The following is a 21,492-nucleotide window of genomic DNA, read 5'->3' on the forward strand; positions in this document are numbered from 1 at the left end:
ATCCCCATCGGCCCGGCTGATCACTTCCCGGCGCGCTCCAGCGCGGCCGCCTGGCGCAGCCAGTCGCCGAAGAGCTCTTCGTCGATCTCGTCCACCGAGCGGATCTTGACCTGGCCCATGCCGCCCGAGCCGGCTTCGAGGCGACCGGAGGAGTCCGAAATCGCCTGCCCGCGCCAGAACCCGAAGGTGACGTACGCCTTGTACGCCTTCAGGTAGGTGACGAGCTGCTTGCCCGGGGTCTCGCTGTGGCCCCACCACGGGTGGCCGTAGTAGAGCAGCCCGTGGGCGTCGGGCAGGTTCGCGTCGATCACCTTGGCCAGCCGGTTCGCGATCTCCCGCAACGGCTCGGCCAGGTTCGCCAGGTACTCGTCGGTGTTCTGGGGCTTGCCCATGATCTCCCTTTCCATCGGTGCGTCAGGCGGTGCGCCGGACGTCGTCGAGCAGCGTCGTGCCGAGCACGTCGTAGCTGGTGTCGGCGATGAACTTGTGCTGCAGCGCGACGAGCAGGTCGCGCAGGATCCGCTGCAGCGGGTGGTCCAGCCGGATCGCCGCGGTGCCGGCGTACCGGTAGGCCATCGTCGTGACGTCGGTGGCCACCTCGGTCACGTACGTTTCGGCGGCGACCAGCTGCTGGACGAACAGGCGGTCCGGGCGCGGGCCGTGGCGCAGCCGGTCGCCGAGCGCGCCGAGCAACCGCGCGGCGTGGTCGCGGGCGGCGCTCAGCCGGGTGTGGGCTTCGCCGAGGTCGCGGTGGAACGCGCCGCGCGCGGCCAGCGGCGAGCCCGCGGACCGGGCGGCCGACACGACGGCGTCGAGGGCCCGTTCGCCCGCGCCGAGCGCGACCCCGCAGTGCGCCGCGGCCACCTGGGCCGCGATCGGCGCAGCGAACCGCGGCCCACCCCGCAAGGGCCGCGGCCGGCCGAGGGGGAACCAGTAGCCGTCGGGGACGAAGAGGTCCCGGACGGCGTAGTCGACGCTGCCGGAGCCGGCGAGCCCGACGGCGTGCCAGTTGTCCAGGACGTCGACGCGTTCCTTCGGGACGACGAACGCCCGCCACTCGTCGTCCGGCGGCGGGGCGGTGAACCCGCCGAGCACCCAGGTCGCGTGGCTCATCCCGCTGCCGAAGCCGTAGCGGCCGGTCACCCGGACCCCGCCCTCGGCGGCGACGGCCGTCCCGCGGGGCGGTCCCTGGCCGGCGACCACGGCCGGTCCGCCGGAGCCGAAGATCTCGCGGACGGCGTCGTCGGAGAGGTACGCGGCGGCCCACGACGAGTAGAGGCAGCCGGCCGAGAGGTTCCAGCAGGCCGCCGTGCTCACCCGGCTGACCGCTTCGTAGACCTCCATCTCCACCAGCGGCGGCACTTCCAGGCCGCCGAGCTCGGTGGGCAGCGCCAGCCGGAACAGGCCCGCGTCGGCGAGCGTGCCGAACGCCTCCTCGGGCAGCATGCGCCGCTGTTCCGCGTCGGCCTCGGTCTCCGCGAGCACCGCCCGCACGCTCTCGACGCGTTCGGCGAGCTCGCCTTCCAGCCGGTACGGCGGCCACTGGTACCCGGTCATCCCCGTCTCCTCACGCCGCGTCGAACTCGACGGTGACGTCGTCGCCGGCCGGCTGCGCCCGGCAGGTCAGCACGAACCCCGCGGCTTCCTCGTCGGCGCCGAGCGCGAAGCCGCCGCTCATCCGGACCGTGCCGCTCAGCACCCGCGCCCGGCACGTGCCGCACACCCCGGTCCGGCACGAGTAGGGCAGCTCCGGCCGGACGGCGAGCGCGGCGTCCAGGATGGACCCGGCGGCCGTCATGTCCACAGTGGACGTACGGCTGTCGTGCACGATCCGGACGCGCCCGCCCTCCGCGGCCGGCGGCACCGGCCGGACCGCGAGCCCGAACAGCTCCGTGTGGACGGCGCGGGCGGGGACGTCCAGGTCGAGCAGGGTCCGCCGGGCCGCCGTCGCGAGACCGTCGGGGCCGCACACGAACCACTCGCGGCCGGGGGCCGGCGTGCCGAGGCCGGCCAGCAGCCGGGGCAGGGTGGCCGCGTCCAGCCGGCCGGGAGCCAGCCCGGCCGGCCGCTCCTCGCGGGAGAACACGTGCACCAGGTGCAGCCGCCGGGCGTGGGCGTTCTTGAGGTCGGCCAGCTCCTCGGTGAACATCGCCGAGTCGGTGGTGCGGTTGGCGTAGTAGACGGTGAACGTGCTGAACGGCTCGGTCCGCAGCACCGAGTCCACAATGGACAGAATCGGCGTGATCCCCGAGCCGGCCGCGACGGCGCCGTAGCGGCGACGGCGGTCCGGGTCGGGTGTCGTGCCGAACGCGCCCACCGGCGGGAGGACGTCCAGCGCGTCCGCGTCGGCCAGGCTGCCGGACACGGCGCCGCCGGGCACGATCCGGACCCCCAGCCGCAGGTGCCCGCGCCCGGCCAGGTCCGCGGGAGTGGAACAGACCGAGTAGGACCGGCGCAGCTCGCCGCCGTCGTCGCCGGTGGCGCGCACGGTGACGTGCTGCCCCGGCCGGAAGGCGAACGCCTCCCGCAGCGACGGCGGCACGGCGCAGGTGAGCGCGACCGCGCTGCCGTCGGCCGCGACGCGCTCGGCGCCGAGGACGGCCAGGCGGTGGAACCGGGTCCGGGTCATCGCGGTGGCTCCGGCACTTCGGCGAGGTCGAAGCCGAACCAGGTGCGGTAGGCGTCCCGGCGGGCGGCCTCGCTGCCGAGCACGGTCTTGGTGCGCTGCCCCTCGTGCAGCCGCACCAGCGTGTCGCCGCTGATCGTGATCTTCCCGGTTTCGGTGTGCAGCGAGCAGAACAGGCCGGTGAGGAACGGCGACTCGGGCGCGGTCTGGAACCAGTAGAGCGTCGGCTCGAAGTCCGCGATCGTGCGCGGGTGCGGCTCGAGCCGGTACTGCGGCACGTCGCCGCGCAGGACGTCGAGGTCGCCGTCGGCGGCTTCGGCGATCCGGTAGACGCCCTGCGGGTCCGGCTGCGGCTCGCGGTCGTCCAGCCGCAGCGGGAACCGGAAGCTGCGGCCGTACCCGACGTCGACCAGCCACGGCTCGGCGGAGTCCTCGGCGAGGACCCGCAGCACGAGGTGGCCGAGCAGGGGACCGGGGACGTCGTCGATGTAGACGCGGGCGCCGTAGATCGTCACGTCGTAGCCGAGCGCGCGCAGCACCTCGGCCAGGCAGCCGTTGAGCTCGTAGCAGCCGCCGCCACGGCGTTGCTCGACGAGCTTCGGCAGCGCCGCGGCGCCGAGGGCGATCGGCTTGCGCAGCACGAAGTCGAGGTTTTCGAACGGCACGGTGAGCACGTGCCGCTCGTGGATCCGGCGCAGGGCGGCCAGGGTGGGCCGGCCCGGGTGGTCGACGCCGAGCCGGCGCAGGAACGCTTCGACCGCGGTCCCGTCGGCTTCCGAGTGCGCGCGTGCGTCCGCGACGGCGGTCATGGCAGCTCCTTCAGGTGGTCGAACGGCTCGAGGCAGGCGGTGCACCGGCGGATCGCCGTGCAGGCCGTGGCGCCGGACCGGGCGATCTCCTCCGACCCCGGGGCGGCGCACCGCGGGCACGGCGGCGCCTCGACGTGCAGGGTGAGCAGCGGGCGCGGCGGGGCGATCCCGGCGGCGGCGAGCTTGACGCGGGCGGACTCGGTGATCCGGTCGGTGGTCCACGGCGGGTCCCACGCGGTCACGACGTCGACCCGCGGCCAGCCGGCGGCGCGGGCGGCGGCCCGGATGTCCGCGCGGATCGTGTCGAGGGCCGGGCAGCCGAGGTAGGTCGGGGTGACCGTGACGACCAGGCGGCCGTCCGCCTCGGCGGTGACGTCCCGCAGGATGCCCAGCTCCTCGATGGTGAGCACGGGCAGCTCGGGGTCGGCGACGGCGGCGATGGCGGCCCGCACCGCCGCGGTCACCACCGGGCCCCCGGGTGCGCGCGGTGCAGGCCCTGCATCTCCTGGACGAGGTAGGAAAACGCTTCGGTGTGCTCGCCGCGCCGGCCGCCGGTCGGCGTCCAGCCGTCGGCCGGGCGCTCCAGCGTCGCCTCGCGCAGCACGCTCTCGACGCGGCCGGTCCACGCCGCCCGCAGCGACTCCGGGTCGAAGCCCGGCGCGCCCGGTTCGAAGAGCCCGTGCGTGAAGGGCCAGACGTCGTCGACCGCGGCCTGCATCCGGCGCTTCGACTCAGGCGTGCCGTCGCCGAGCCGGACGGTCCAGGCGTGCGCGTGCTCGACGTGGTAGCGCGTCTCGACGGCGGCCTTGCCGGCGATCGCGGCCAGCACCGGATCGTCCGCGTCGCGCAGCGCGGTGTAGCGCAGCGACTGGAAGACCGCGAAGAAGAGGAGCTTCGCGATGGCCGTCGCGAAGTCGTCGTCGGGCAGCTCGACCAGCTGCGCGTTGCGGAACTCTTCGGGCTCGCGCAGGAAGGCCAGCTCGGTTTCGCCGCGGCCCGCGCCTTCGAGGTCCCCGGCGTGCGAAAGCAGCGCCCGGGCCTGGCCGAGCAGGTCCAGCGTGATGTTGGCGAGCGCGACGTCCTCCTCCAGCTGGGGCGCCCGCGCGCACCACTGCGAAAGCCGCTGGGCGGCGATCAGCGCGTCGTCGGCCAGCTCGAGCACGATCCCGGTCACAGGTTCTCCACCCCCGCCGGCAGGGTGAAGAACGACGGGTGGCGGTAGGCCTTGTCGGCGGCGGGGTCGAAGTAGGCGTCCTTCTCGTCCGGGCTGCTCGCGGTGATCGCTTCCGTCGGCACCACCCAGATCGAGACGCCTTCGCCGCGGCGGGTGTAGAGGTCGCGGGCGTGCTGCAGGGCCAGCGTCGCGTCGGCCGCGTGCAGGCTGCCGACGTGGGCGTGGGTGACGCCGCGCCGGGCCCGGACGAAGACCTCCCACAGCGGCCAGTCGCCCGTCGCGCCGGTCATGCCGCCACCGCCACGGCGTCCCGGCGCTTCGCGGCGTAGGCCGTCGCGGCCGCCCGGACCCACGCGCCGTCCTCGTGGGCGGCCCGCCGGTGGCGCAGCCGCTGCCGGTTGCACGGCCCGTGCCCGGCGACGACCCGCTTGAGCTCGGCGAAGTCGGGTGGGGTGAAGACGTGGTGGCCGGTTTCGGCGTCCCAGCGCAGGGCGGGGTCGGGCAGCTCGACGCCGAGCGCGGCCGCCTGCGGCACGCAGAGGTCGACGAACCGCTGCCGCAGCTCGTCGTTGCCGCAGCGCTTGATCCGCCAGGCCATCGACCGGGCCGAGTGCGTCGAGTGCTCGTCGGGCGGGCCGAACATCGCCAGCGCCGGGTACCACCAGCGGTTCACGGCCTCCTGGGCCATCTTCCGCTGGGCCGGGGTGCCGTGGGTGAGCGCGCGCAGCGAGTCGAAGCCCTGCCGGTGGTGGAACGACTCCTCGCGGCAGACGCGGACCATCGCCCGCGCGTACGGGCCGTAGGACGTCCGGCAGAGGGTGACCTGGTTGACGACTGCCGCGCCGTCGGTGAGCCAGGCGAGCGCGCCGGTGTCGGCCCAGGTGAGCGTCGGGTAGTTGATGAACGACAGGTACTTCTGCTGTCCGTTGTGGAGCGCGTCGAGCAGCTCCGCGCGGGACACGCCCAGCGTCTCCGCGGCGGAGTAGAGGTAGAGCCCGTGCCCGGCCTCGTCCTGGACCTTGGCGACCAGGATGGCCTTGCGCGCCAGGTCCGGCGCGCGGGTGATCCAGTTGGCCTCGGGCTGCATCCCGACGACCTCGGAGTGCGCGTGCTGCGCGAGCTGGCGGACCAGCGCCGCGCGGTAGCCCGCCGGCATCCAGTCCCGGGGCTCGATCTTCAGGTCGGCGGCGATCAGCGCGGCGAAGTCGGCCTCGTGCCGGGCCGGCGGCCGGGCCGCGCGACTCCGCGAAAGCTCTTCTTCCGCCGTGCGCACGGTCGCGGCGAGCGCGGCCATCCCGGGCGGGACCGGGACACCGGGAATGTCGGGCTGCACGAACGTCCTCCAGGAGCTCACCCGCGCACGCGGAAGCCGCGGTGATCGAATTCGAGTATGCGAGGGGCGCGGGGCGGCGGGCATCTTCGCGCGTGCGCTCCGGGCGTGGTCAGAAATTACCGCGGATAATCCACAGATCGGGAAAAACCGGCTTGAACAATGTTGTGTACAGGTAGGACGCTCCGCTCGAGCCGCCGGTGCCGGGCAGCGCGCCGATCATCCGCTCGACGAGCCGCACGTGCCGGTACCGCCATTCCTGCCAGGTGCGGTCGAAGTCGGTGAGGCGTTCGCAGAGCTGCGCCGGAATGCCGTCGTCGTCGTAGACGCGCAGCAGCACCCGCTGCACCGCGGCCGACGGCTCGGCGGGCGCCGCCGGGTCGCGGCGCACCGGCACGGGATAGCCCTGGGTGCCGAGGAACTCGACGAAGGAGTCGAAAAGGGACGGTCGGGCGAGGGCGGCTTCGATGCGCGACCGGTCCGCGCTCCCGGCGGGGTGACCGTCGGTGATCCGGCCGTCACGGCGGCCCAGCACGGCCTCCAGCTCGCGGAACTGGGCCGACTGCAGGCCGCTGCCGGTGCCGAGCTCGTCGCGGAAGCGGGCGAAGTCCCGGGCCGTCATGGTCTCCACGACGTCCACTTGCGACACCGCCAGCCGCAGCACGGTCAGGCAGCGGTGCAGGGTGTGCAGCGCCTGCGCGGCGCGGCCACCGGCCAGATCGGACTGCAGCTTCGCGAGCTCGTGCAGCAGCTGCTTGAACCACAGCTCGTAGACCTGGTGCACGACGATGAACAGCAGCTCGTCGTGCTCCCCGGAAACCGGGCGCTGGGTGGCGAGCATTTCGTCCAGGACGAGGTACGTCGAATAGTTCGGTGGCGCGGGTGCGAAATCATTTTCGAGCATGGCCGATCTTTCCCCAGTTCGTGCGAAAGCCGTTTCCGCCAGAGTAGGCGCGATCGCGGCATTCCCGGCCGCCGTTCCGGCGTCCCGCAATCGAGGAGAACCGCCCGCGCAGCACGTTCGGAGATGCGGCGGCCGCCGGTCCGCTGGCAGCGTGGTACGCCGTGGCAGAGCGTGGATTCCGGGCCTTCGTGTCCGGCGGCACAGGAGATCTCGGGGCCCAGGTCGTGCGCACCCTGGCCGGCTCGGGCCACGAGGTCTGGTTCCAGTACCGCTCGGGCGCCGAGGCCGCGACGGCGCTCGCGGACGAGACCGGCGCGAAGCCGTTCCACGCGGACTACACCCGCATCGACAAGCTGACCGACGCCGAAGTGCTGCCCCCGGGCGGGTTCGACGTCCTGGTCTGCTGCGCCGGGGTGAACCTCGGCCGCGAGAAGCTCGCGGACGTGCCGGCCGACACCCTGCGCCGCACGCTCGCCGTCAACGTGCTGAGCGCCGTCCGGCTGACGCAGGCCTGCCTGCCCGGGATGACGGCGGCGGGCTACGGCCGGATCGTCTACCTCAGCTCGATCTTCGGGCAGGTGGCCGCACCCGGGAACGCGCCCTACAACTTGACGAAGAGCGCGCTGCGCGGCTTGTGCCAGAGCGTCGTCGCCGACTACGCCGGGTCCGGCGTCACCGCCAACGAAATCCTCGCCGGACCGGTCGACTCCACGATGTACCGGACCGTCGCCGCGGACCGCGGCCGGGCGCTCGGGCGCGACCCGGCGGTGCTGGAAGCGGCCATGGTGAAGCGGATCCCCGCGCGGCGGCTCGGCACGCCGGCGGACATCGCGCACGCGGTCGGCTACCTGGTGTCGGCCGAAGCGTCCTATGTGAACGGTGTGGCACTGCGCGTCGACGGCGGGGTGCTCAGTGTCCTGTAGCAACGAGAGGAAGTTCCATGAGTGAGGTAACGTCCCGGGATGGGACCAAGATCGCCTACGACCGCTACGGCGACGGGCCCCCGGTGATCCTGGTCGGCGGCGCCTTCCAGTACCGCGCCTTCGACCCGAGCACCGCGCAGCTGGCCCAGCTGCTCGGCGAGCGGTTCGGCGCGGTCCACTACGACCGCCGCGGCCGCGGTGAGAGCGGCGACACCAAGCCGTACGCGATCGACCGCGAGATCGAGGACATCGCGGCGCTGATCGACGCCGTCGGCGGGACGGCGGCGGTGTTCGGCATGTCGTCGGGCGCGGTGCTCGCGCTCGACGCGGCGGCGAAGCTGCCGGTGTCCAAGGTCGCGGTCTACGAGGCGCCCTTCATCGTCGACAACCTGCGCCCGCCGCTGCCCGAGGGCTACCACGAGAAGCTGGTCGAACTGGTCGAGGCGGGCCGCCCGGGCGACGCCGTCGAGCACTTCCTCGTGCACGGCGCGGCCGTGCCGCCGGAGTTCGTCTCGCAGATGCGCGGCGCGCCGATGTGGCCGGGCTTCGAGTCGGTGGCGCACACGCTCGTGTACGACTCGGCGCTGATGGGCGACGGCTCGGTGTCCGCCGACCGCTGGGCCGCGGTGCGCGTCCCGGTGCTCGTCGCCGACGGCGGGGCCAGCGGCCCGGTCATGCACAACGCGGCCAAGGCGCTGGCCGGCGTGCTGGCCGACGCCCGCGAGCGGACCCTCGAAGGACAGGGCCACGACGTGGCGCCGGACGTGCTGGCGCCGGTGCTCGCCGAGTTCTTCGCCGGCTGACCACGCATTCCCCCGACGTCCCCGGTGCGCTCGCACCGGGGACGTCTTTTTTGTCCGGAAAGGACGGCGCCGGAAATTATCCACCGTCCTCTGTGGTCGGTGGATAAGGTTCTGAGCTGCGGTTTTCCCATGTGGACCGCACCAATGAAGATGAGCGGCCCGGCGCCGGAAGTAAACGATGGGCTTCTCTGGACTTCGAAGGGGTTCATCATGGGGAACGCAGTCAAGCCCGCCGGGGCACTACCGGCACCAGGAACGAAAGTCCGCGTCCCGACGCTCGACGGCGTCCGCGGGCTCGCCGCGGTCGGCGTGCTCGTCTACCACGTCGCCTTCATCAGCGGCGTCAGCGCGTGGATGGGCCAGCCCGGCGCCGGGATCTGGGGCCTGGTCAGCAACGGCCTCGCCGTCTGCCTGGGACCGTTGTTCGTCCTTTCCGGAATGTTGCTCTTCCGCGGCTTCGCGCGGTCGGTCATCACGGGCGCGCCCAAGCCGGCCGTCGGCTCGTTCCTGACCCGGCGGGCGCTGCGGATCCTGCCCGCCTACTTCCTGCTCGTGGTCGCCGACCTGCTGCTGCTGAACCTGCGCAGCATCGACGGCGTCTGGTACGTGCTGCGCCCGTTCCTGCTCTTCCACTTCTTCTGGCCCGACGGCATCTCCATGGCCGGCATGGAGCCGACGTGGACGGTGCCCGCCGAGATGACGTTCTACCTGCTGATCCCGGTGGTGGCCTGGATCGGCGCCCGGCACGCGCGCAAGGCGTCGACGCCCGGCGCCCGCGCCCGCCGGCTGGTGCTGCCGCTGGCGGTCTTCACCCTGATCGGCTTCGCCTGGACGGCGATGGCGTACCTGCCGGCGCTCGGCACGGACGTGTTCTACCTGTCGTTCTGGCCGTTCGGGTACTTCTCCCTGTTCGCCGCCGGGATGTTCCTCGGCACGCTGTCGGCGTACTCGCAGGCCGTCGACCGGCCGCCGGCGGTGTACCGGCTGATCGTCCGCCACCCCAACCTGTGCTGGCTGCTGGCGCTCGGGGTGTACGTGGTCAACCTGCCGGAGTTCTTCGGGCACCCGGGCATGGGCGACTACGGTGCCCTCGCCCAGGAGATGCTGGCGCTGGTCTTCATCACGGTGTTCGCGGTGCTGATCGTCGCGCCGCTCACCGTGCCGGGCGTGCGGTCCCGGCTGATCGACGGCGTGCTCACCAACCGGCCGGTCCGGTTCCTCGGCAGGATCTCGTACGGGATCTACCTCTGGCACCTGCTGATGATCTACCTCTGGTTCGGCAACGGCAGCGTGTTCGGCAAGGCCCCGGACCCGCTGCTCGGCCTGCGCGGCCAGGCGGGTTTCTGGCCCCTGCTGGCCTTCGTGCTGGGTGGCAGCATCGTGGCGGCGACGATCAGCTACGTGCTGGTCGAGCGGCCGGCCAACGCGCTGGCGCAGCGCCTCGGCCGCGACCGCGTCCCGGCGCCGCCGGTGGTCGTCCCGCCCGCGAAGCCGGCGGAACCGGACGAGCGCGCGGCCTGACCGCCGCCCCCGGTGCGGCGGCCCGGAAGCCGCCGCACCGGGGATCGGGTCACCAGCCGACGGCGACCACCAGCCACTGCGGGTCGCCGTGGGAGACGAACGACGACTGGGCCGCCACGTCGTCGTACGGGAAGCCGTACGCGAGGTGGTTGATCCCGTGGTCGTGCCAGAACTTCGCGTAGTAGTTCGCCGGGGCCGCCTGGTAGTACCGCGCCGGGTCCTGCCACTGCGACTGCGGCAGGTGCGCGGTGTGGCGGTTCAGCGCCGCGCACATGTCCGGGTTGCCCGCCAGCGAACCGGCGCACCCGGTGATGTTCGACGTCGGCTCGTTGACGCCCACCGACTGCGCGTAGGCGGTGAAGTAGTTCGCGTACTTGCCGCCGGCGCGGAAGTCCGGCGCGCTGCCCGGGGCCGGGATGCGGTACGGCGCGTTCACCGTCGCCAGGCCCTTGAACTCCGTCGGCACCTCGGACTGGAACTTGGCGAAGGTGGCCGACCGGTCCTCCTGGAACGTCGGGTAGTCGTCGCCGACCTGGACGTCGTAGCCGTCGTGCGCGTGCAGCCGCATGGCGAGCTTCAGCGCGAACGCGTCGACCCGGGTCGTGTTGCCGTTGAACACGTCCGGCCCGACGGTGAACTCGATGAAGTCGGCGTACTGGCCGTTCGGGGTGCCCAGGTAGAAGTACATCCGCCCGGCGGAGTTGGCCGGCATGTCGATGTAGGGCTGCTCGGCGATCGAGTGCGTCTGACCGCCGAAGTTCCAGTACACCTGGCTGTCCGGGTACTTGCCGTTGGTGCGGTTGAGCACCTTCACGGTGAGCACGTTGTGCGCGGCTGGGATGCTCGCGGTGTCACCCCAGAACGAGTCCGGCGGCGTGCCCGCGCCGGGCGGCGTGGTCCCGCCGCCGGTGCCGAACACCTGGAACTCCCACAGCGAGACGCCGTACGGGGTGGCACGCGCGGTCGTGGCGAGCCGGACGTAGCGGCCGGAGCCGGTCACGTTCAGCGTCTGCGTGCCGCCGGTGCCGGTGGTCGTCTGGTACACAGTGGACCACGTGGAACCGTTGTCGGACAGCTGGATCTGGTACGCCGTGGCGTAGGCCGCTTCCCAGCGGAGCACGACCTGGCTGACCGTCGCCGCGCCGCCGAGGTCGACCTGGATCCACTGTGGATCGCTGAACTGCGACGACCAGCGGGTGGCCGTGTTGCCGTCGACCGCGGCGCTCGCCGGGGTGCCGGCGTTCTCCACCGACGAGGCCGTGGCGGGTTTGCCTTGGGAGATCAAGGTGTCCGCGGCGGTCGCGGACGGTGCGGCGAGGCCGAGGACGGCGACGGCGAGGGCCGCTGCCAGTGTCGCCAAGCGGGTACCGGGGCCGCGGCGACGGCGCCGCGGCAGGACGTTCGAGGGCATGGTTCCTCCCTGGCCGGGGAAGTGGGGCGGACCCGCCGCCGGTCAGGGGACGGCGCGGCCCGGCTCGTCCCCTGAGTGCCGGGCGGATGCCCTCGAGGGCCGGCGGGGAACGATCGGTGAAAAGGTTCATACCACCGCACCCGGCCTGTCAACCCTTGACAGTTCCGCGCCGCGGAGCGATCCTCGGAACCGGTTCCACCTCGAACCTCTGCGTGGCGCCGCCACCCGCCCAGGGGCCCATCCCCGGGAGTCGGTCATGCCCTGCGGTGCCGCTGGCAGTACGTCGTCGCTCAGTGCAGGGCGGCGATCCCGGCCAGGAAGATGTCGACGCCCGCGAGGAACTGTTCGCGGTCGTCGTGCTCGCGCAGCTGCGCGGAAACCCGGTGTACGAACGGGTACTTCTCCGGGTCGAGCTCCGCCCACTGCGCGGCGACCTTGGCCAGGAAAGCCGTCCGGTCCGCTTCGCCGAAGGCCAGGACCCGGGCGTTCGCGGCGTTCTGCCCGGCGACGCCGAGGACGTAGTTCACGAGCGCGCCCGCGGCGTCGAACAGCGCGTGCTCCGGGACGCCGAGCGCGTCGAGCAGCCGGCCGGTGCTCTCGTAGATCTCCAGGAGCGCGGGGCGCCACGGCTCCCGCGAAAGCTGGGCGCCGACCCAGGGGTGGGCGTCGATCGCGTCGAACAGGCCCAGCGCGACCGTGCGCAAGGCTTCCCGCGGGTCGGCGTCGAGGACCACGCCGGTCAGGACGCCCGCGATGACGTCGTCGGTGGCCGCCGCCAGGAGGTCGCTCTTGTTCGCCACGTGGTGGTAGATCGCGCCGTAGCCGGTGCTCAGGCGCGTCGTGAGCGCGCGGAAGGTCAGCGCGGCCTCGCCGCCGTCGTCGAGGAGCTCGGTCGCCGCCCGGACGATCACCTCCTGGGACAGCCCGTCCGTGCGTCGTTTCGCCATGGGCCCATCATGCCATGTTTGGATCGCCGATCCAAAGTCGTGGTAGCGTCGTTGGAATGACGATCCAAAAACCTGTGACGATCATCGGCGCCGGCCTCGGCGGCCTGGTGCTGGCCCGCGTCCTGCACGTCCACGGCATCCCGGCGACGGTTTACGAAGCGGAGGCGTCGCCGGCCGCCCGCCGCCAAGGCGGAATGCTCGACATCCACCCGTGGAACGGCCAGCCGGCCCTCGAAGCGGCGGGCCTGACGGCGGAGTTCCGCGCACTGGTCCTGGCCGGCCGCGAGTCCTACCGCGTCCTCGACCGGCACGGGACGGTGCTGCTGGACCGCCCCGACGACGGAACGGGCGAGCGCCCGGAGGTCCAGCGCGGCGAACTGCGGCAGCTGCTGCTCGACTCCCTGCCACCCGGGACCGTCCACTGGGGACGGAAGGTCACCGCTGTGCGGCCCCTCGGGGAGGGCCGTCACGAGGTGAGCTTCGCCGATGGCGCCACCGTGGTCTCGAGCCTGCTCGTGGGCGCGGACGGCGCGTGGTCGCGGGTGCGTCCGCTGCTGTCGGACGCAGTTCCTTGGTACGTTGGCGTTTCGGTGGTCGAGACGTTCCTGCTCGACGCCGACACGCGTCACCCCGCCGCCGCGAAGGCGGTCGGCGCGGGCTCGATGTTCGCGCTGGCGCCGGGCAAGGGAATCCTGGCGCACCGCGAAAGCGGCGGGACGCTGCACGCATACGCGCAGCTGCGGAAACCGGAGGACTGGCCCCTCGGCGACGTCGTCGAGGAGTTCGACGGCTGGGCCCCGGAGCTGACGGCGTTGCTCACCGGCAGCGACGTGCCGCCGGTGCTGCGCCGCCTGTTCACCCTCCCGGCCGGGCACCGCTGGGACCGGGTCCCGGGGGTGACGTTGATCGGCGACGCGGCCCACCTGATGCCCCCGAACGGCGAGGGAGCCAACTTGGCCATGCAGGACGGCGCCGCCCTGGCGCAGGCGATCGCCTCGCACCCGGAGGACCCGGAGCGGGCGCTGGCGGAGTACGAGGAGCAGATGTTCCCCCGCGTGGCGGCCGAAGCGGGGGAGGAGGACATCTACGAGGTCATGCTCGGCGCCGAGGCGCCCCACAGCATGGTGGCGATGTTCACGGGAGCCGGGGCGTAGTAAGGAGTTCCCGGCCGCGCTCAGGGGTGATCGCCGCGGCGAGGACGGGGTCGGCGAGCAGGGCGACCGGGGCGATGTGCTCCGGCGTGCGCGGCCGCCAGTGCGGCATCGCGGCCCGGATGGCGGTCCAGAGGGCGTCGGGGTCGTCCGCGTGCGCGGCCCGGGCTTGGCGCACCGGCCGGTCGAACTCCGGGTTGCCGTAACCGAAGCCTTCGCCGGGCCGCGCGAACCGGGGTTCGTGCTCGGCGACCATGGCCATGATCGGCGGCCGCTCGCCGATCATCGCGCTTTGGAGCACGGACTGCCGTCCCTGCCGCGCGCGGCGGAGGTGGTCGTCGAAGAGGTACGGCAGCAGTTCCTCGGTGAACAGCGGGTCGGTGAGGAACCCGTCCGGCAGGAAGGACGGGTGCAGCAGCCGGCCGAGCAGCATTCCGGCCTCGTACCACTGGCCCGACAGCAGCAGGATCTGCACACGCAGCACGGTGGCCCGCTCACGGCCGAAGTCTTCGGCTCGCGCGAGCACCCCGGCGGCGGCATCGACGTCCCCGGCGAGCGCGGCCAGCCGAGCCCGTTCGACCTCGGCGTCCCACGCATCGCGCGTCTCACCGGCGGGTTTGCGCATCTGGTGGAACTCGGCGTAGAGGTCCTCCATCAGCGCGGCGAAGGAAGCGAACCGGGTGGGCGGCTCGGCGCGCCAGGAAAAGAGGCTGTACGCGGCCCACTCGCCGGACTCGTCGACGTCGGCGGGGTCGAGGAACAGGATGCCGGAGTCGGTCTCCTCGGACAGCAGGAGGCCACGCGTGAAGCGGTTGCCTTCGGTCTCCTGCTCGTCGAGGTCGTCCCACTCCTCCCAGAACGGCTCGAGGTCGCGCAGCCAGCCGACCGTCGTGGTGTCGCGCATCCGGTAGACGAACCCGCCGGCGTTCCGCCAGCCGTTGGTGCAGAGGAGGAACTGCCGGTACGACGGCGGCAGCCGCACCCCCAGCCGCCCCTCGGCGGCGGCGACTTCGTCCTCGGTCGCCGCGGCGAACCCGAGCCACCCGTCGCGCGCCACGGCGGGATCGAGTTCGCCGGGCTCCGAGGTGCTGATCCATTCCGCGCTCCACCGGCGCAGCCGAGGTCCCCAGTCCACCCGCTCACTCTGCCACGGACAGCCCCCGGGAGGGGACGCCGAGGCGCAGGTGGGGGCGGGTCTACCCTGGGAGACGATGACCGAGACACAGGCACCCAGGGCGTACCAGATCCGCACCTTCGGCTGCCAGATGAACGTGCACGACTCCGAGCGCCTCGCCGGGCAGCTCGAGGACGCCGGGTACGTCCCCGTCGACCACGGGGGCAAGCCCGACCTCATCGTGTTCAACACCTGCGCCGTGCGGGAGAACGCCGACAACAAGCTCTACGGCACCCTGGGCCACCTGCGCCCGGACAAGGTCGCCAACCCCGGCCTGCAGATCGCCGTCGGCGGGTGCCTCGCGCAGAAGGACCGCGGCGAGATCGTCAAGCGCGCTCCCTGGGTCGACGTCGTCTTCGGGACGCACAACATCGGGTCGCTGCCGACGCTGCTCGAACGCGCGCGGCACAACGCCGAGGCCGAGGTCGAGATCCTCGAGTCGCTCGAGACCTTCCCCTCGACGCTGCCCGCGAAGCGCGAGTCGTCCTACGCGAGCTGGGTGTCCGTTTCGGTCGGGTGCAACAACACCTGCACCTTCTGCATCGTCCCGGCCCTGCGCGGCAAGGAGCGCGACCGGCGGCCCGGCGAGATCCTCGCCGAGGTCGAGGCGCTCGTCGCCGAGGGCGTGCTCGAAGTCACGCTGCTCGGCCAGAACGTGAACTCCTACGGCGTCGAGTTCGGCGACCGGCTCGCCTTCGGCAAGCTGCTGCGCGCGACCGGCGCCATCGACGGCCTGGAGCGGGTCCGCTTCACCTCGCCGCACCCGGCGTCCTTCACCACCGACGTCATCGAGGCGATGGCGGAGACGCCGAACGTCTGCCACCAGCTGCACATGCCGCTGCAGTCCGGGTCCGATCGGGTGCTGCGCGAGATGAAGCGGTCCTACCGCTCCGCGCGCTTCCTGAAGATCCTCGACGAGGTGCGCGCGGCGATGCCGGACGCGGCCATCACCACCGACATCATCGTCGGCTTCCCCGGCGAGACCGAGGAGGACTTCCAGGCCACCCTGGACGTCGTCGAGCAGGCGCGGTTCTCCAGCGCCTTCACGTTCCAGTACTCGATCCGCCCCGGCACGCCGGCCGCGACGATGCCGGACCAGCTGCCCAAGGAGGTCGTCCAGGAGCGCTACGAGCGCCTGGTCGAGCTGCAGAACGCCATCTCCTGGGAAGAGAACAAGAAGATCGTCGGCCGGCGGGTCGAGCTGCTCGTCGCCGAGGGCGAGGGCCGCAAGGACGCCGAGACGAACCGGATGAGCGGCCGCGCGCGCGACGGCCGCCTCGTGCACTTCACGCCGACCGGCGCGGCGGTCGACGGCTCGGTGCGCCCGGGCGACGTCGTCGAGACGGTCGTCACCTACGGCGCGCCGCACCACCTGGTGGCCGACGGCGACCTGCTGTCCCACCGGCGGACGCGGGCCGGCGACAACGCGGAGGCCGGGCGGAAGCCGAAGACGAGCGGCGTCACGCTGGGACTGCCGGGCTTCGGTGCCCCGGCCGCCCAGCCGGAGCCGGTGAGCGGGTGTGCGCTGTGACGGAGTCCAAGGGCAACGGCGAGCTGGCCGAGCTGGCCGCCGAGATCGACGAGGTCGGCTACCACGCGTCGCGCACGGTGGAGCTGGGCCGGCGCGGGTTCACCATCGCGGTGTTCACGTTCGTGCTGCTGATCTGCCTGATCCTGCCGTGGGTCGGGGACAAGGCGGGCTGGCAGGTGCTGGCCGGCGAGGGTGGCGGCATCCCGCAGCTGTTCGCGGCGACGTCGACCGGCGTCGGCATCTTCGCGTCGGCGCTGGCGCTGGTGACGCGCCGGTGGTGGCTGGCCTGGGTGTGCGCCGCCGGCGGCTGGTTCGCCTCGGTGGACGGGCTGCTGGCGATCTGGTCGCAGCAGTCGTCGCACGCCAGCGGAGCCGCGGGCGGCGGACCCGGGTTCGGCCTGATCATCGCGTGGATCGCGATGATCTGCCTCGCGGTGTCGTGGATGCGGACCGCGTTCTCGCGCTCCTAGATCACCACGACGCCGAAGACACTGGAGACGGCGCTGACGTAGAGGTCGGTCTCCGGGTGGTAGACGCGCAGGGTCAGGGTGGCGCGCAGGCTGAAGCTGAGGCTGAACACGAAGTTCCCGTTCGGCCGGCAGGTGCCGGTGCTGAGGTTGACCCAGACGCCGGCCTGCAGCTGCTGCACGATGACGGGTTCCCCACCGGCGACGCTCTCCTGCCCCCCGAGGTCGGCGAAGGAGCCCTTGATCTTCGTTTCTTCGCCGACCTTGACGCGCGACTTGTCGGCCTTGGCTTCGAGCTTGGCTTGGTGCTTGTGCCCTTGAACGGCGGCCGGAGCCGGCCCGGAGGCCGCCAGCGCAATGGCCGGAGCGGCGAGCGCGACGGTGCAGGCGATGACCAGTGCGGACACGAGGTTCGATGTCTTGCTCATGATCGAAGTGGAGCACCGGCGGGGCGGGAAAGCGCCCGGAAACCCCCGGCCGGGGAGCGGGTGGGACCGGTTCGGGTGACGCGTTAACCGTCCGCTTGCCGAACGGCTTCGCGCGGCCCTTTGCGAAGTCTTCCGGTCGTTTGCCGGGCGGTTCTGGGGTTGATCAGCCGAACTTCTCGCGATAGTTCACGCGATCGGGAAGGCCGTGGTCCCCCGCCAGGGCCTTGTTCGGCGCCCGCCGCGGTCCGCAGGACGGGGTTGGTGCGGGAGCCGGACGCGGACCTCCAAGACCCCGCCCTCCCTGGGGGCTGCCCCGCTTCCAGCCTATCGGGGCCTACCGACGAAACTGCCGGAAATGCGGCCGAAGGGCCGACTTGTCCACAGCACCGCCGTGATGTGGACAAGTCGGCCTCGGCAAGCGGGAGCCTTTGGAAGGGAGGCCAGCGGAGGGGCTAAGCCGCTCCGGAACGCTCGGAGCCGGAGGGTTCAAGCCGCCCTGGGAAGGCTCGACAACCGGCGGGCGCAAGCCAGCCGGGAAGGCCCGGCCCCGGAGGGTTCAAGCCGGGAAGGCTCGGCACCGCGGGGCTCGGCAACCGGAGGGCCCAGGCCAGCCGGGAAGGCTCCGCGCCGCTGGGCACGGGCCAGCCGGGAAGGCTCGGTGCCGGAGGGCGGGAGCCAGCCCGGAAGGTTCGGCAACCGAAAGGCTCGAGCCGGTCCGAAGAGCGCAGCACCGAAGGGCAGGAGCCAGCCCGGAAGGCCCGGCAACCGAAATGCCCGAGCTGGTCCGGAGAGCGCAGCACCGGAGGGCGCGAGCCAGCCGGGAAGGCTCGGCACCGGAGGGCGCGAGCCAGCCCGGAAGGCTCAGCAACCGAAAGGCTCAAGCCGGTCCGGGAAGCTCAGCACCCCCAGGGCTCAAGCCCGGAAGACTGGGCGACCGAAAGACCCAAGCCAACCCAAAAGCCCAAGCCGTCCGAAACCTCAGCAAAGCCCCAAGCCGGCCCGAAACCTCAGCGGTCCGCCACCGCCGCCTCAGCGGCCTGCAGCCACTCACGCCACTGAGCAGCCTGCTCCTCGGCCTTCTTGGCCCGCCGCTCATCCCCGGCCGCCCGGGCCTTCGCGGCCTGCGACTCGAACTGCTCCACCCGCTCGCGGAACTGCGCCGCCCGCGCCTGGGCCTCCGGGTCCGTCTTCCGCCAGCGGGAGTCCTCCGCCGACTTGACCGCGTCCTGGACCGCCTTCAGCCGGCCGTCCAGCTCGCGGATGCGCTCGCGGGGGACCTTGCCGATCTCGTCCCACTGCTCCTGGATGCGCCGCAGCGCGCCCTTCGCCGCCTCCAGGTTGGCCGACGCGTCGATCTTCTCCGCCTCGATCAGCAGCTCTTCCTTGCGCGAGGCGTTCGTCGCGAACTCCGCGTCGCGCTCGGAGAACACCGCCGAGCGGCGGGCGAAGAACTTGTCCTGGGCCGCGCGGAACCGCTGCCACAGCGCCTCGTCGCTGTCCTTCGGCGCGCGGCCGGCGGCTTTCCACTCGGTCATCAGGTCCTTGTAGCGACCCGCCGTCTCGCCCCAGTCCTCGGACTCGCTGATGGCCTCGGCCTCGGCGATGAGCTCTTCCTTGCGCTGCTTGGCCGACGCGCGCTGCTTGTCCAGCTCGGCGAAGTGGGACCCGCGGCGGCGGTTGAACGCCTCGCGGGCCTTGGAGAACCGCTTCCACAGCTCGTCGTCGGTCTTGCGGTCGACGCCCTTGACCGTCTTCCACTCGTCGAGGATCGCGCGCAGCCGGTCGCCCGCCGCCTTCCACTGGGTGGACTCGGCGGCGATCTTCTCGGCCTCTTCGGCCAGCTCCTGCTTGCGGGCGACGGCGGCCGCGCGGGCCTCCTCGCGCTCGGCCTTCGCGCTGGCCAGCGCCTTCTCGGCGTGCCCGATGACGTACTCCAGCCGGGCGGCGAGCGCGGCCAGGTCACCGACCAGGGCGGCCTCGGCGAGGCTGTCCCGGATCTGGGTGGCGCTCGAGAGCGCGTGCTTCGGGTCGCCGGCGCCGGAGACCAGCCGGGTCTCCAGCAGCTCGACCTCGGTGCGCACGTCGTCGAAGCGGCGGGCGTAGTGCACCAGGCCCTCGTCGGGGCTGCCTGCCTGCCAGACGCCGACAGCGCGCTCACCCTCGGCGGTGATGACGTAGACGGTGCCCTCGTCGTCGATCCGGCCCCAGGTCGACGGGGTGGGTTCGGCGGGCGGCACGGGCGGGGCGGCGTGCCCGGCGTGCAGCGCGTGCGGCACCGGGTGCGGGGCCGGGGTACCGGTGGAAGTGTTCTCCTGGGCCATCGCAGGCTCCTTATCGCCTGTACGCCCGCTCGCGCGGGCGCCCCGCCGCGGAAGCGGGGCCGGGTAATGCGGTCGTCACGGGCCGTGCTCGGATGCTACGGCCCCTAGGCGGCATTCAAGCAGCTCAGCGCGCACCGTGGTACCGGATGAGCCACTAGAAGCACGTGATCCTACTTCCGGTGGACGCTCCGTGTCGGCCCGCCGGTATCGTCAGCCGCCGTGAACAGCCTCGTCGCCCCGATCGCCGTGGTCGGGCCGACGGCCACCGGCAAGACCGCGCTCGCCGTGGAGCTGGCCCTCGAACTCGGCGGCGAAGTCGTCAACGCCGACGCCCTGCAGCTCTACCGGGGCATGGACATCGGCACCGCGAAGGCCACCGAGGCCGAGCGCCGCGGCGTCCCGCACCACCTGCTCGACGTCCTGGACGTCACCGAGACGGCGTCCGTCGCGGCCTACCAGCGGCACGCGCGGGCCGAGATCGAGCGGCTCCTGGCCGGGGGCAAGGTGCCGGTGCTGGCCGGCGGGTCCGGCCTCTACGTCCAGGCGGTGCTCGACGACCTGCGGTTCCCCGGCACCGACCCGGCGATCCGGGCCCGGCTCGACGCGGAGGCCGAGCAGCTCGGCACCCCCGCGTTGTACACCCAGCTGGGTGAACGCGATCCCGCCGCCGCGGCGGCGATCCTGCCGACCAACACCCGCCGGATCGTGCGCGCCCTCGAGGTCATCGAGATCACCGGTGAGCCGTTCTCGGCGAACCTGCCCAAGCCGGGGCCGGCCCGCTACGGCACGGTCGTGATCGGCGTCGACCGGGCGCCCGAGGAGCTCGACGAGCGCGTGAACGAGCGCGTCCGGCGGATGTTCGAGGCCGGTCTGGTCGACGAGGTGCGCGAGCTCGAGAAGCGCGGCCTGCGGGACGGGAAGACGGCTTCGCGGGCGCTCGGCTACCAGCAGGTGCTCGCCGAGCTGGACGGCGACGGCGACTTCGAGGCGGCCGCCGCGGCGACGGCGCAGGCGACGCGGCGGTTCGTCCGGAAGCAACGCTCCTGGTTCCGGCGCGACCAGCGGATCCACTGGTTCGACGGCGCCGATCCGGGACTGGCCGCGCGCGTCCTGGATACCCTGGCCCGGTAATCTTGCCCCTATGGGCGGAATCGAGTTCCTCAAGGGGCACGGCACGCAGAACGACTTCGTGCTGCTCCCCGACCCGGCGGGCCGTCTCGAGCTGACCGAAGCCCGGGTCGCCGCGCTGTGCGACCGCCACCGCGGTCTCGGCGCCGACGGCGTGCTGCGCGTCGTCCGCGCCGCGGCGATCGACGAGCCGTCCGCGGGCGAGTGGTTCATGGACTACCGCAACGCCGACGGGTCGATCGCCGAGATGTGCGGCAACGGCACCCGCGTCTTCGCCCGCTACCTGGTCGAAGCGGGCCTGGAGCGCGAGGGCGAGTTCGTCATCGGCACCCGCGCGGGCGACCGCCCGCTGGTGGTGCACCCGGACCGCTCGGTGACCGTCCAGATGGGGCCGGCGACGATCACCGGCACGTCGGTGACCGTGGTGGCCGGCCGGCCGTTCTCGGGCGTCGCGGTGAACGTCGGCAACCCGCACCTGGTGTCGCTGATCGACGAGGACGTGGCGGACCTGGACCTGCGCGACCAGCCCGACTTCGACCACGACGTCTTCCCGCACGGGGTCAACCTCGAGTTCGTCAACCGCCTCGGCGAGGGCGCGCTGCGGATGCGCGTCCACGAGCGCGGCGTGGGGGAGACCCGGGCGTGCGGAACGGGCACGGTCGCCGCGGTCGCGGCGGCGTTCCACTTGGCGGGCACGGACACGGGAGCGTCCACAGTGGACATCCCGGGCGGCCGGGTGTCGGTGACGGTGTCCCGCGGGGCGTCGACGCTGTCGGGCCCCGCGGAGATCGTGGCGCGCGGCGAGATCGACGAAGCCTGGTGGGCCGCCGCCGGCTCCTGACGG

Annotated in this window: 22 protein-coding genes; 8 read left to right on the forward strand and 14 right to left on the reverse strand. The window is 72.6% G+C overall.

Translation table 11 applies throughout. From position 1 onward, the window contains the following. Positions 1-20 precede the first annotated feature (20 nt). From ACIRSS_RS01105 to ACIRSS_RS01145, 9 genes are all read right to left on the reverse strand, one after another. Positions 21-392 (reverse strand): DUF1801 domain-containing protein, encoded by a 372-nt coding sequence (locus ACIRSS_RS01105; protein ID WP_400889208.1) that lies wholly within the window; start codon positions 390-392, stop codon positions 21-23. A gap of 22 nt (positions 393-414) precedes the next feature. Beyond that, positions 415-1,557 carry an acyl-CoA dehydrogenase family protein gene (locus tag ACIRSS_RS01110; RefSeq protein ID WP_400889211.1) on the reverse strand — a complete coding sequence of 381 codons (1,143 nt, stop codon included), beginning with the start codon at positions 1,555-1,557 and terminating at the stop codon, positions 415-417. Between the two features lie 10 nt (positions 1,558-1,567). Continuing rightward, positions 1,568-2,629, reverse strand: coding sequence for a 2Fe-2S iron-sulfur cluster-binding protein (locus tag ACIRSS_RS01115; RefSeq protein ID WP_400889214.1), 1,062 nt, complete (start codon positions 2,627-2,629; stop codon positions 1,568-1,570). Then, positions 2,626-3,435: an arylamine N-acetyltransferase gene (locus ACIRSS_RS01120; RefSeq protein WP_400889217.1), complete on the reverse strand. Its 810-nt coding sequence runs from the start codon at positions 3,433-3,435 to the stop codon at positions 2,626-2,628. The genes ACIRSS_RS01115 and ACIRSS_RS01120 overlap by 4 nt, the downstream gene beginning before the upstream one ends. Beyond that, positions 3,432-3,902, reverse strand: a complete 471-nt coding sequence (paaD, locus tag ACIRSS_RS01125; RefSeq protein WP_400889220.1) for a 1,2-phenylacetyl-CoA epoxidase subunit PaaD — start codon at positions 3,900-3,902, stop codon at positions 3,432-3,434. The genes ACIRSS_RS01120 and paaD overlap by 4 nt, the downstream gene beginning before the upstream one ends. Then, entirely contained in the window at positions 3,896-4,609 is a 714-nt protein-coding gene (paaC, locus tag ACIRSS_RS01130; RefSeq protein WP_400889223.1) for a 1,2-phenylacetyl-CoA epoxidase subunit PaaC, read from the reverse strand. Before paaC ends, paaD begins: the two co-directional genes overlap by 7 nt. Next, the gene (paaB, locus tag ACIRSS_RS01135; RefSeq protein ID WP_400889226.1) at positions 4,606-4,899 is read right to left on the reverse strand and encodes a 1,2-phenylacetyl-CoA epoxidase subunit PaaB; all 294 of its coding nucleotides are present in this window, start codon (positions 4,897-4,899) and stop codon (positions 4,606-4,608) included. The genes paaC and paaB overlap by 4 nt, the downstream gene beginning before the upstream one ends. Beyond that, positions 4,896-5,942 carry a 1,2-phenylacetyl-CoA epoxidase subunit PaaA gene (gene paaA, locus ACIRSS_RS01140; protein ID WP_400889229.1) on the reverse strand — a complete coding sequence of 349 codons (1,047 nt, stop codon included), beginning with the start codon at positions 5,940-5,942 and terminating at the stop codon, positions 4,896-4,898. The genes paaB and paaA overlap by 4 nt, the downstream gene beginning before the upstream one ends. A gap of 109 nt (positions 5,943-6,051) precedes the next feature. Continuing rightward, positions 6,052-6,843 carry a tryptophan 2,3-dioxygenase gene (locus ACIRSS_RS01145; protein ID WP_400889232.1) on the reverse strand — a complete coding sequence of 264 codons (792 nt, stop codon included), beginning with the start codon at positions 6,841-6,843 and terminating at the stop codon, positions 6,052-6,054. Positions 6,844-7,004: 161 nt separating this feature from the next. Here ACIRSS_RS01145 and ACIRSS_RS01150 point away from each other — a divergent pair, with 161 nt between their 5' ends. From ACIRSS_RS01150 to ACIRSS_RS01160, 3 genes are all read left to right on the forward strand, one after another. Continuing rightward, positions 7,005-7,766 (forward strand): SDR family NAD(P)-dependent oxidoreductase, encoded by a 762-nt coding sequence (locus ACIRSS_RS01150; protein ID WP_400889235.1) that lies wholly within the window; start codon positions 7,005-7,007, stop codon positions 7,764-7,766. Positions 7,767-7,783: 17 nt separating this feature from the next. After that, positions 7,784-8,569: an alpha/beta fold hydrolase gene (locus tag ACIRSS_RS01155; RefSeq protein WP_400889238.1), complete on the forward strand. Its 786-nt coding sequence runs from the start codon at positions 7,784-7,786 to the stop codon at positions 8,567-8,569. A gap of 210 nt (positions 8,570-8,779) precedes the next feature. After that, the gene (locus ACIRSS_RS01160; RefSeq protein WP_400889241.1) at positions 8,780-10,090 is read left to right on the forward strand and encodes an acyltransferase family protein; all 1,311 of its coding nucleotides are present in this window, start codon (positions 8,780-8,782) and stop codon (positions 10,088-10,090) included. Positions 10,091-10,139: 49 nt separating this feature from the next. Here the strand turns inward: ACIRSS_RS01160 and ACIRSS_RS01165 are convergent, their stop codons facing one another. Then, on the reverse strand, positions 10,140-11,501 hold the full coding sequence (locus ACIRSS_RS01165) for a beta-1,3-glucanase family protein (RefSeq protein ID WP_400889244.1): 1,362 nt from the start codon (positions 11,499-11,501) through the stop codon (positions 10,140-10,142). A gap of 290 nt (positions 11,502-11,791) precedes the next feature. Further along, entirely contained in the window at positions 11,792-12,448 is a 657-nt protein-coding gene (locus ACIRSS_RS01170; RefSeq protein WP_400889247.1) for a TetR/AcrR family transcriptional regulator, read from the reverse strand. A 56-nt stretch (positions 12,449-12,504) separates the two neighbouring features. Here ACIRSS_RS01170 and ACIRSS_RS01175 point away from each other — a divergent pair, with 56 nt between their 5' ends. Next, positions 12,505-13,602 (forward strand): FAD-dependent oxidoreductase, encoded by a 1,098-nt coding sequence (locus ACIRSS_RS01175; protein WP_400889249.1) that lies wholly within the window; start codon positions 12,505-12,507, stop codon positions 13,600-13,602. On the opposite strand, the gene ACIRSS_RS01180 is transcribed toward ACIRSS_RS01175, so the two are convergent. After that, positions 13,583-14,734 carry an SMI1/KNR4 family protein gene (locus ACIRSS_RS01180; RefSeq protein ID WP_400889252.1) on the reverse strand — a complete coding sequence of 384 codons (1,152 nt, stop codon included), beginning with the start codon at positions 14,732-14,734 and terminating at the stop codon, positions 13,583-13,585. The genes ACIRSS_RS01175 and ACIRSS_RS01180 overlap by 20 nt on opposite strands. 76 nt (positions 14,735-14,810) lie before the next feature. Here ACIRSS_RS01180 and miaB point away from each other — a divergent pair, with 76 nt between their 5' ends. Both miaB and ACIRSS_RS01190 read left to right on the forward strand, forming a co-directional pair. Next, entirely contained in the window at positions 14,811-16,304 is a 1,494-nt protein-coding gene (gene miaB, locus ACIRSS_RS01185; RefSeq protein WP_400889255.1) for a tRNA (N6-isopentenyl adenosine(37)-C2)-methylthiotransferase MiaB, read from the forward strand. Continuing rightward, positions 16,301-16,774 carry a hypothetical protein gene (locus ACIRSS_RS01190; RefSeq protein ID WP_400889258.1) on the forward strand — a complete coding sequence of 158 codons (474 nt, stop codon included), beginning with the start codon at positions 16,301-16,303 and terminating at the stop codon, positions 16,772-16,774. Before miaB ends, ACIRSS_RS01190 begins: the two co-directional genes overlap by 4 nt. On the opposite strand, the gene ACIRSS_RS01195 is transcribed toward ACIRSS_RS01190, so the two are convergent. After that, positions 16,771-17,199: a hypothetical protein gene (locus tag ACIRSS_RS01195; RefSeq protein WP_400889260.1), complete on the reverse strand. Its 429-nt coding sequence runs from the start codon at positions 17,197-17,199 to the stop codon at positions 16,771-16,773. The two genes, ACIRSS_RS01190 and ACIRSS_RS01195, sit on opposite strands and share 4 nt — an antisense overlap. Before the next feature lie 1,007 nt (positions 17,200-18,206). Then, positions 18,207-19,520 carry a DUF349 domain-containing protein gene (locus ACIRSS_RS01200; RefSeq protein ID WP_400889263.1) on the reverse strand — a complete coding sequence of 438 codons (1,314 nt, stop codon included), beginning with the start codon at positions 19,518-19,520 and terminating at the stop codon, positions 18,207-18,209. Positions 19,521-19,739: 219 nt separating this feature from the next. Here ACIRSS_RS01200 and miaA point away from each other — a divergent pair, with 219 nt between their 5' ends. After that, positions 19,740-20,651 carry a tRNA (adenosine(37)-N6)-dimethylallyltransferase MiaA gene (gene miaA, locus ACIRSS_RS01205; RefSeq protein WP_400889266.1) on the forward strand — a complete coding sequence of 304 codons (912 nt, stop codon included), beginning with the start codon at positions 19,740-19,742 and terminating at the stop codon, positions 20,649-20,651. Between the two features lie 10 nt (positions 20,652-20,661). Next, positions 20,662-21,489 (forward strand): diaminopimelate epimerase, encoded by an 828-nt coding sequence (gene dapF / locus ACIRSS_RS01210; RefSeq protein ID WP_400889269.1) that lies wholly within the window; start codon positions 20,662-20,664, stop codon positions 21,487-21,489. Positions 21,490-21,492 lie beyond the last annotated feature (3 nt).

This window comes from Amycolatopsis sp. NPDC101161, assembly GCF_044768185.1.
Lineage (GTDB): Bacteria > Actinomycetota > Actinomycetes > Mycobacteriales > Pseudonocardiaceae > Amycolatopsis.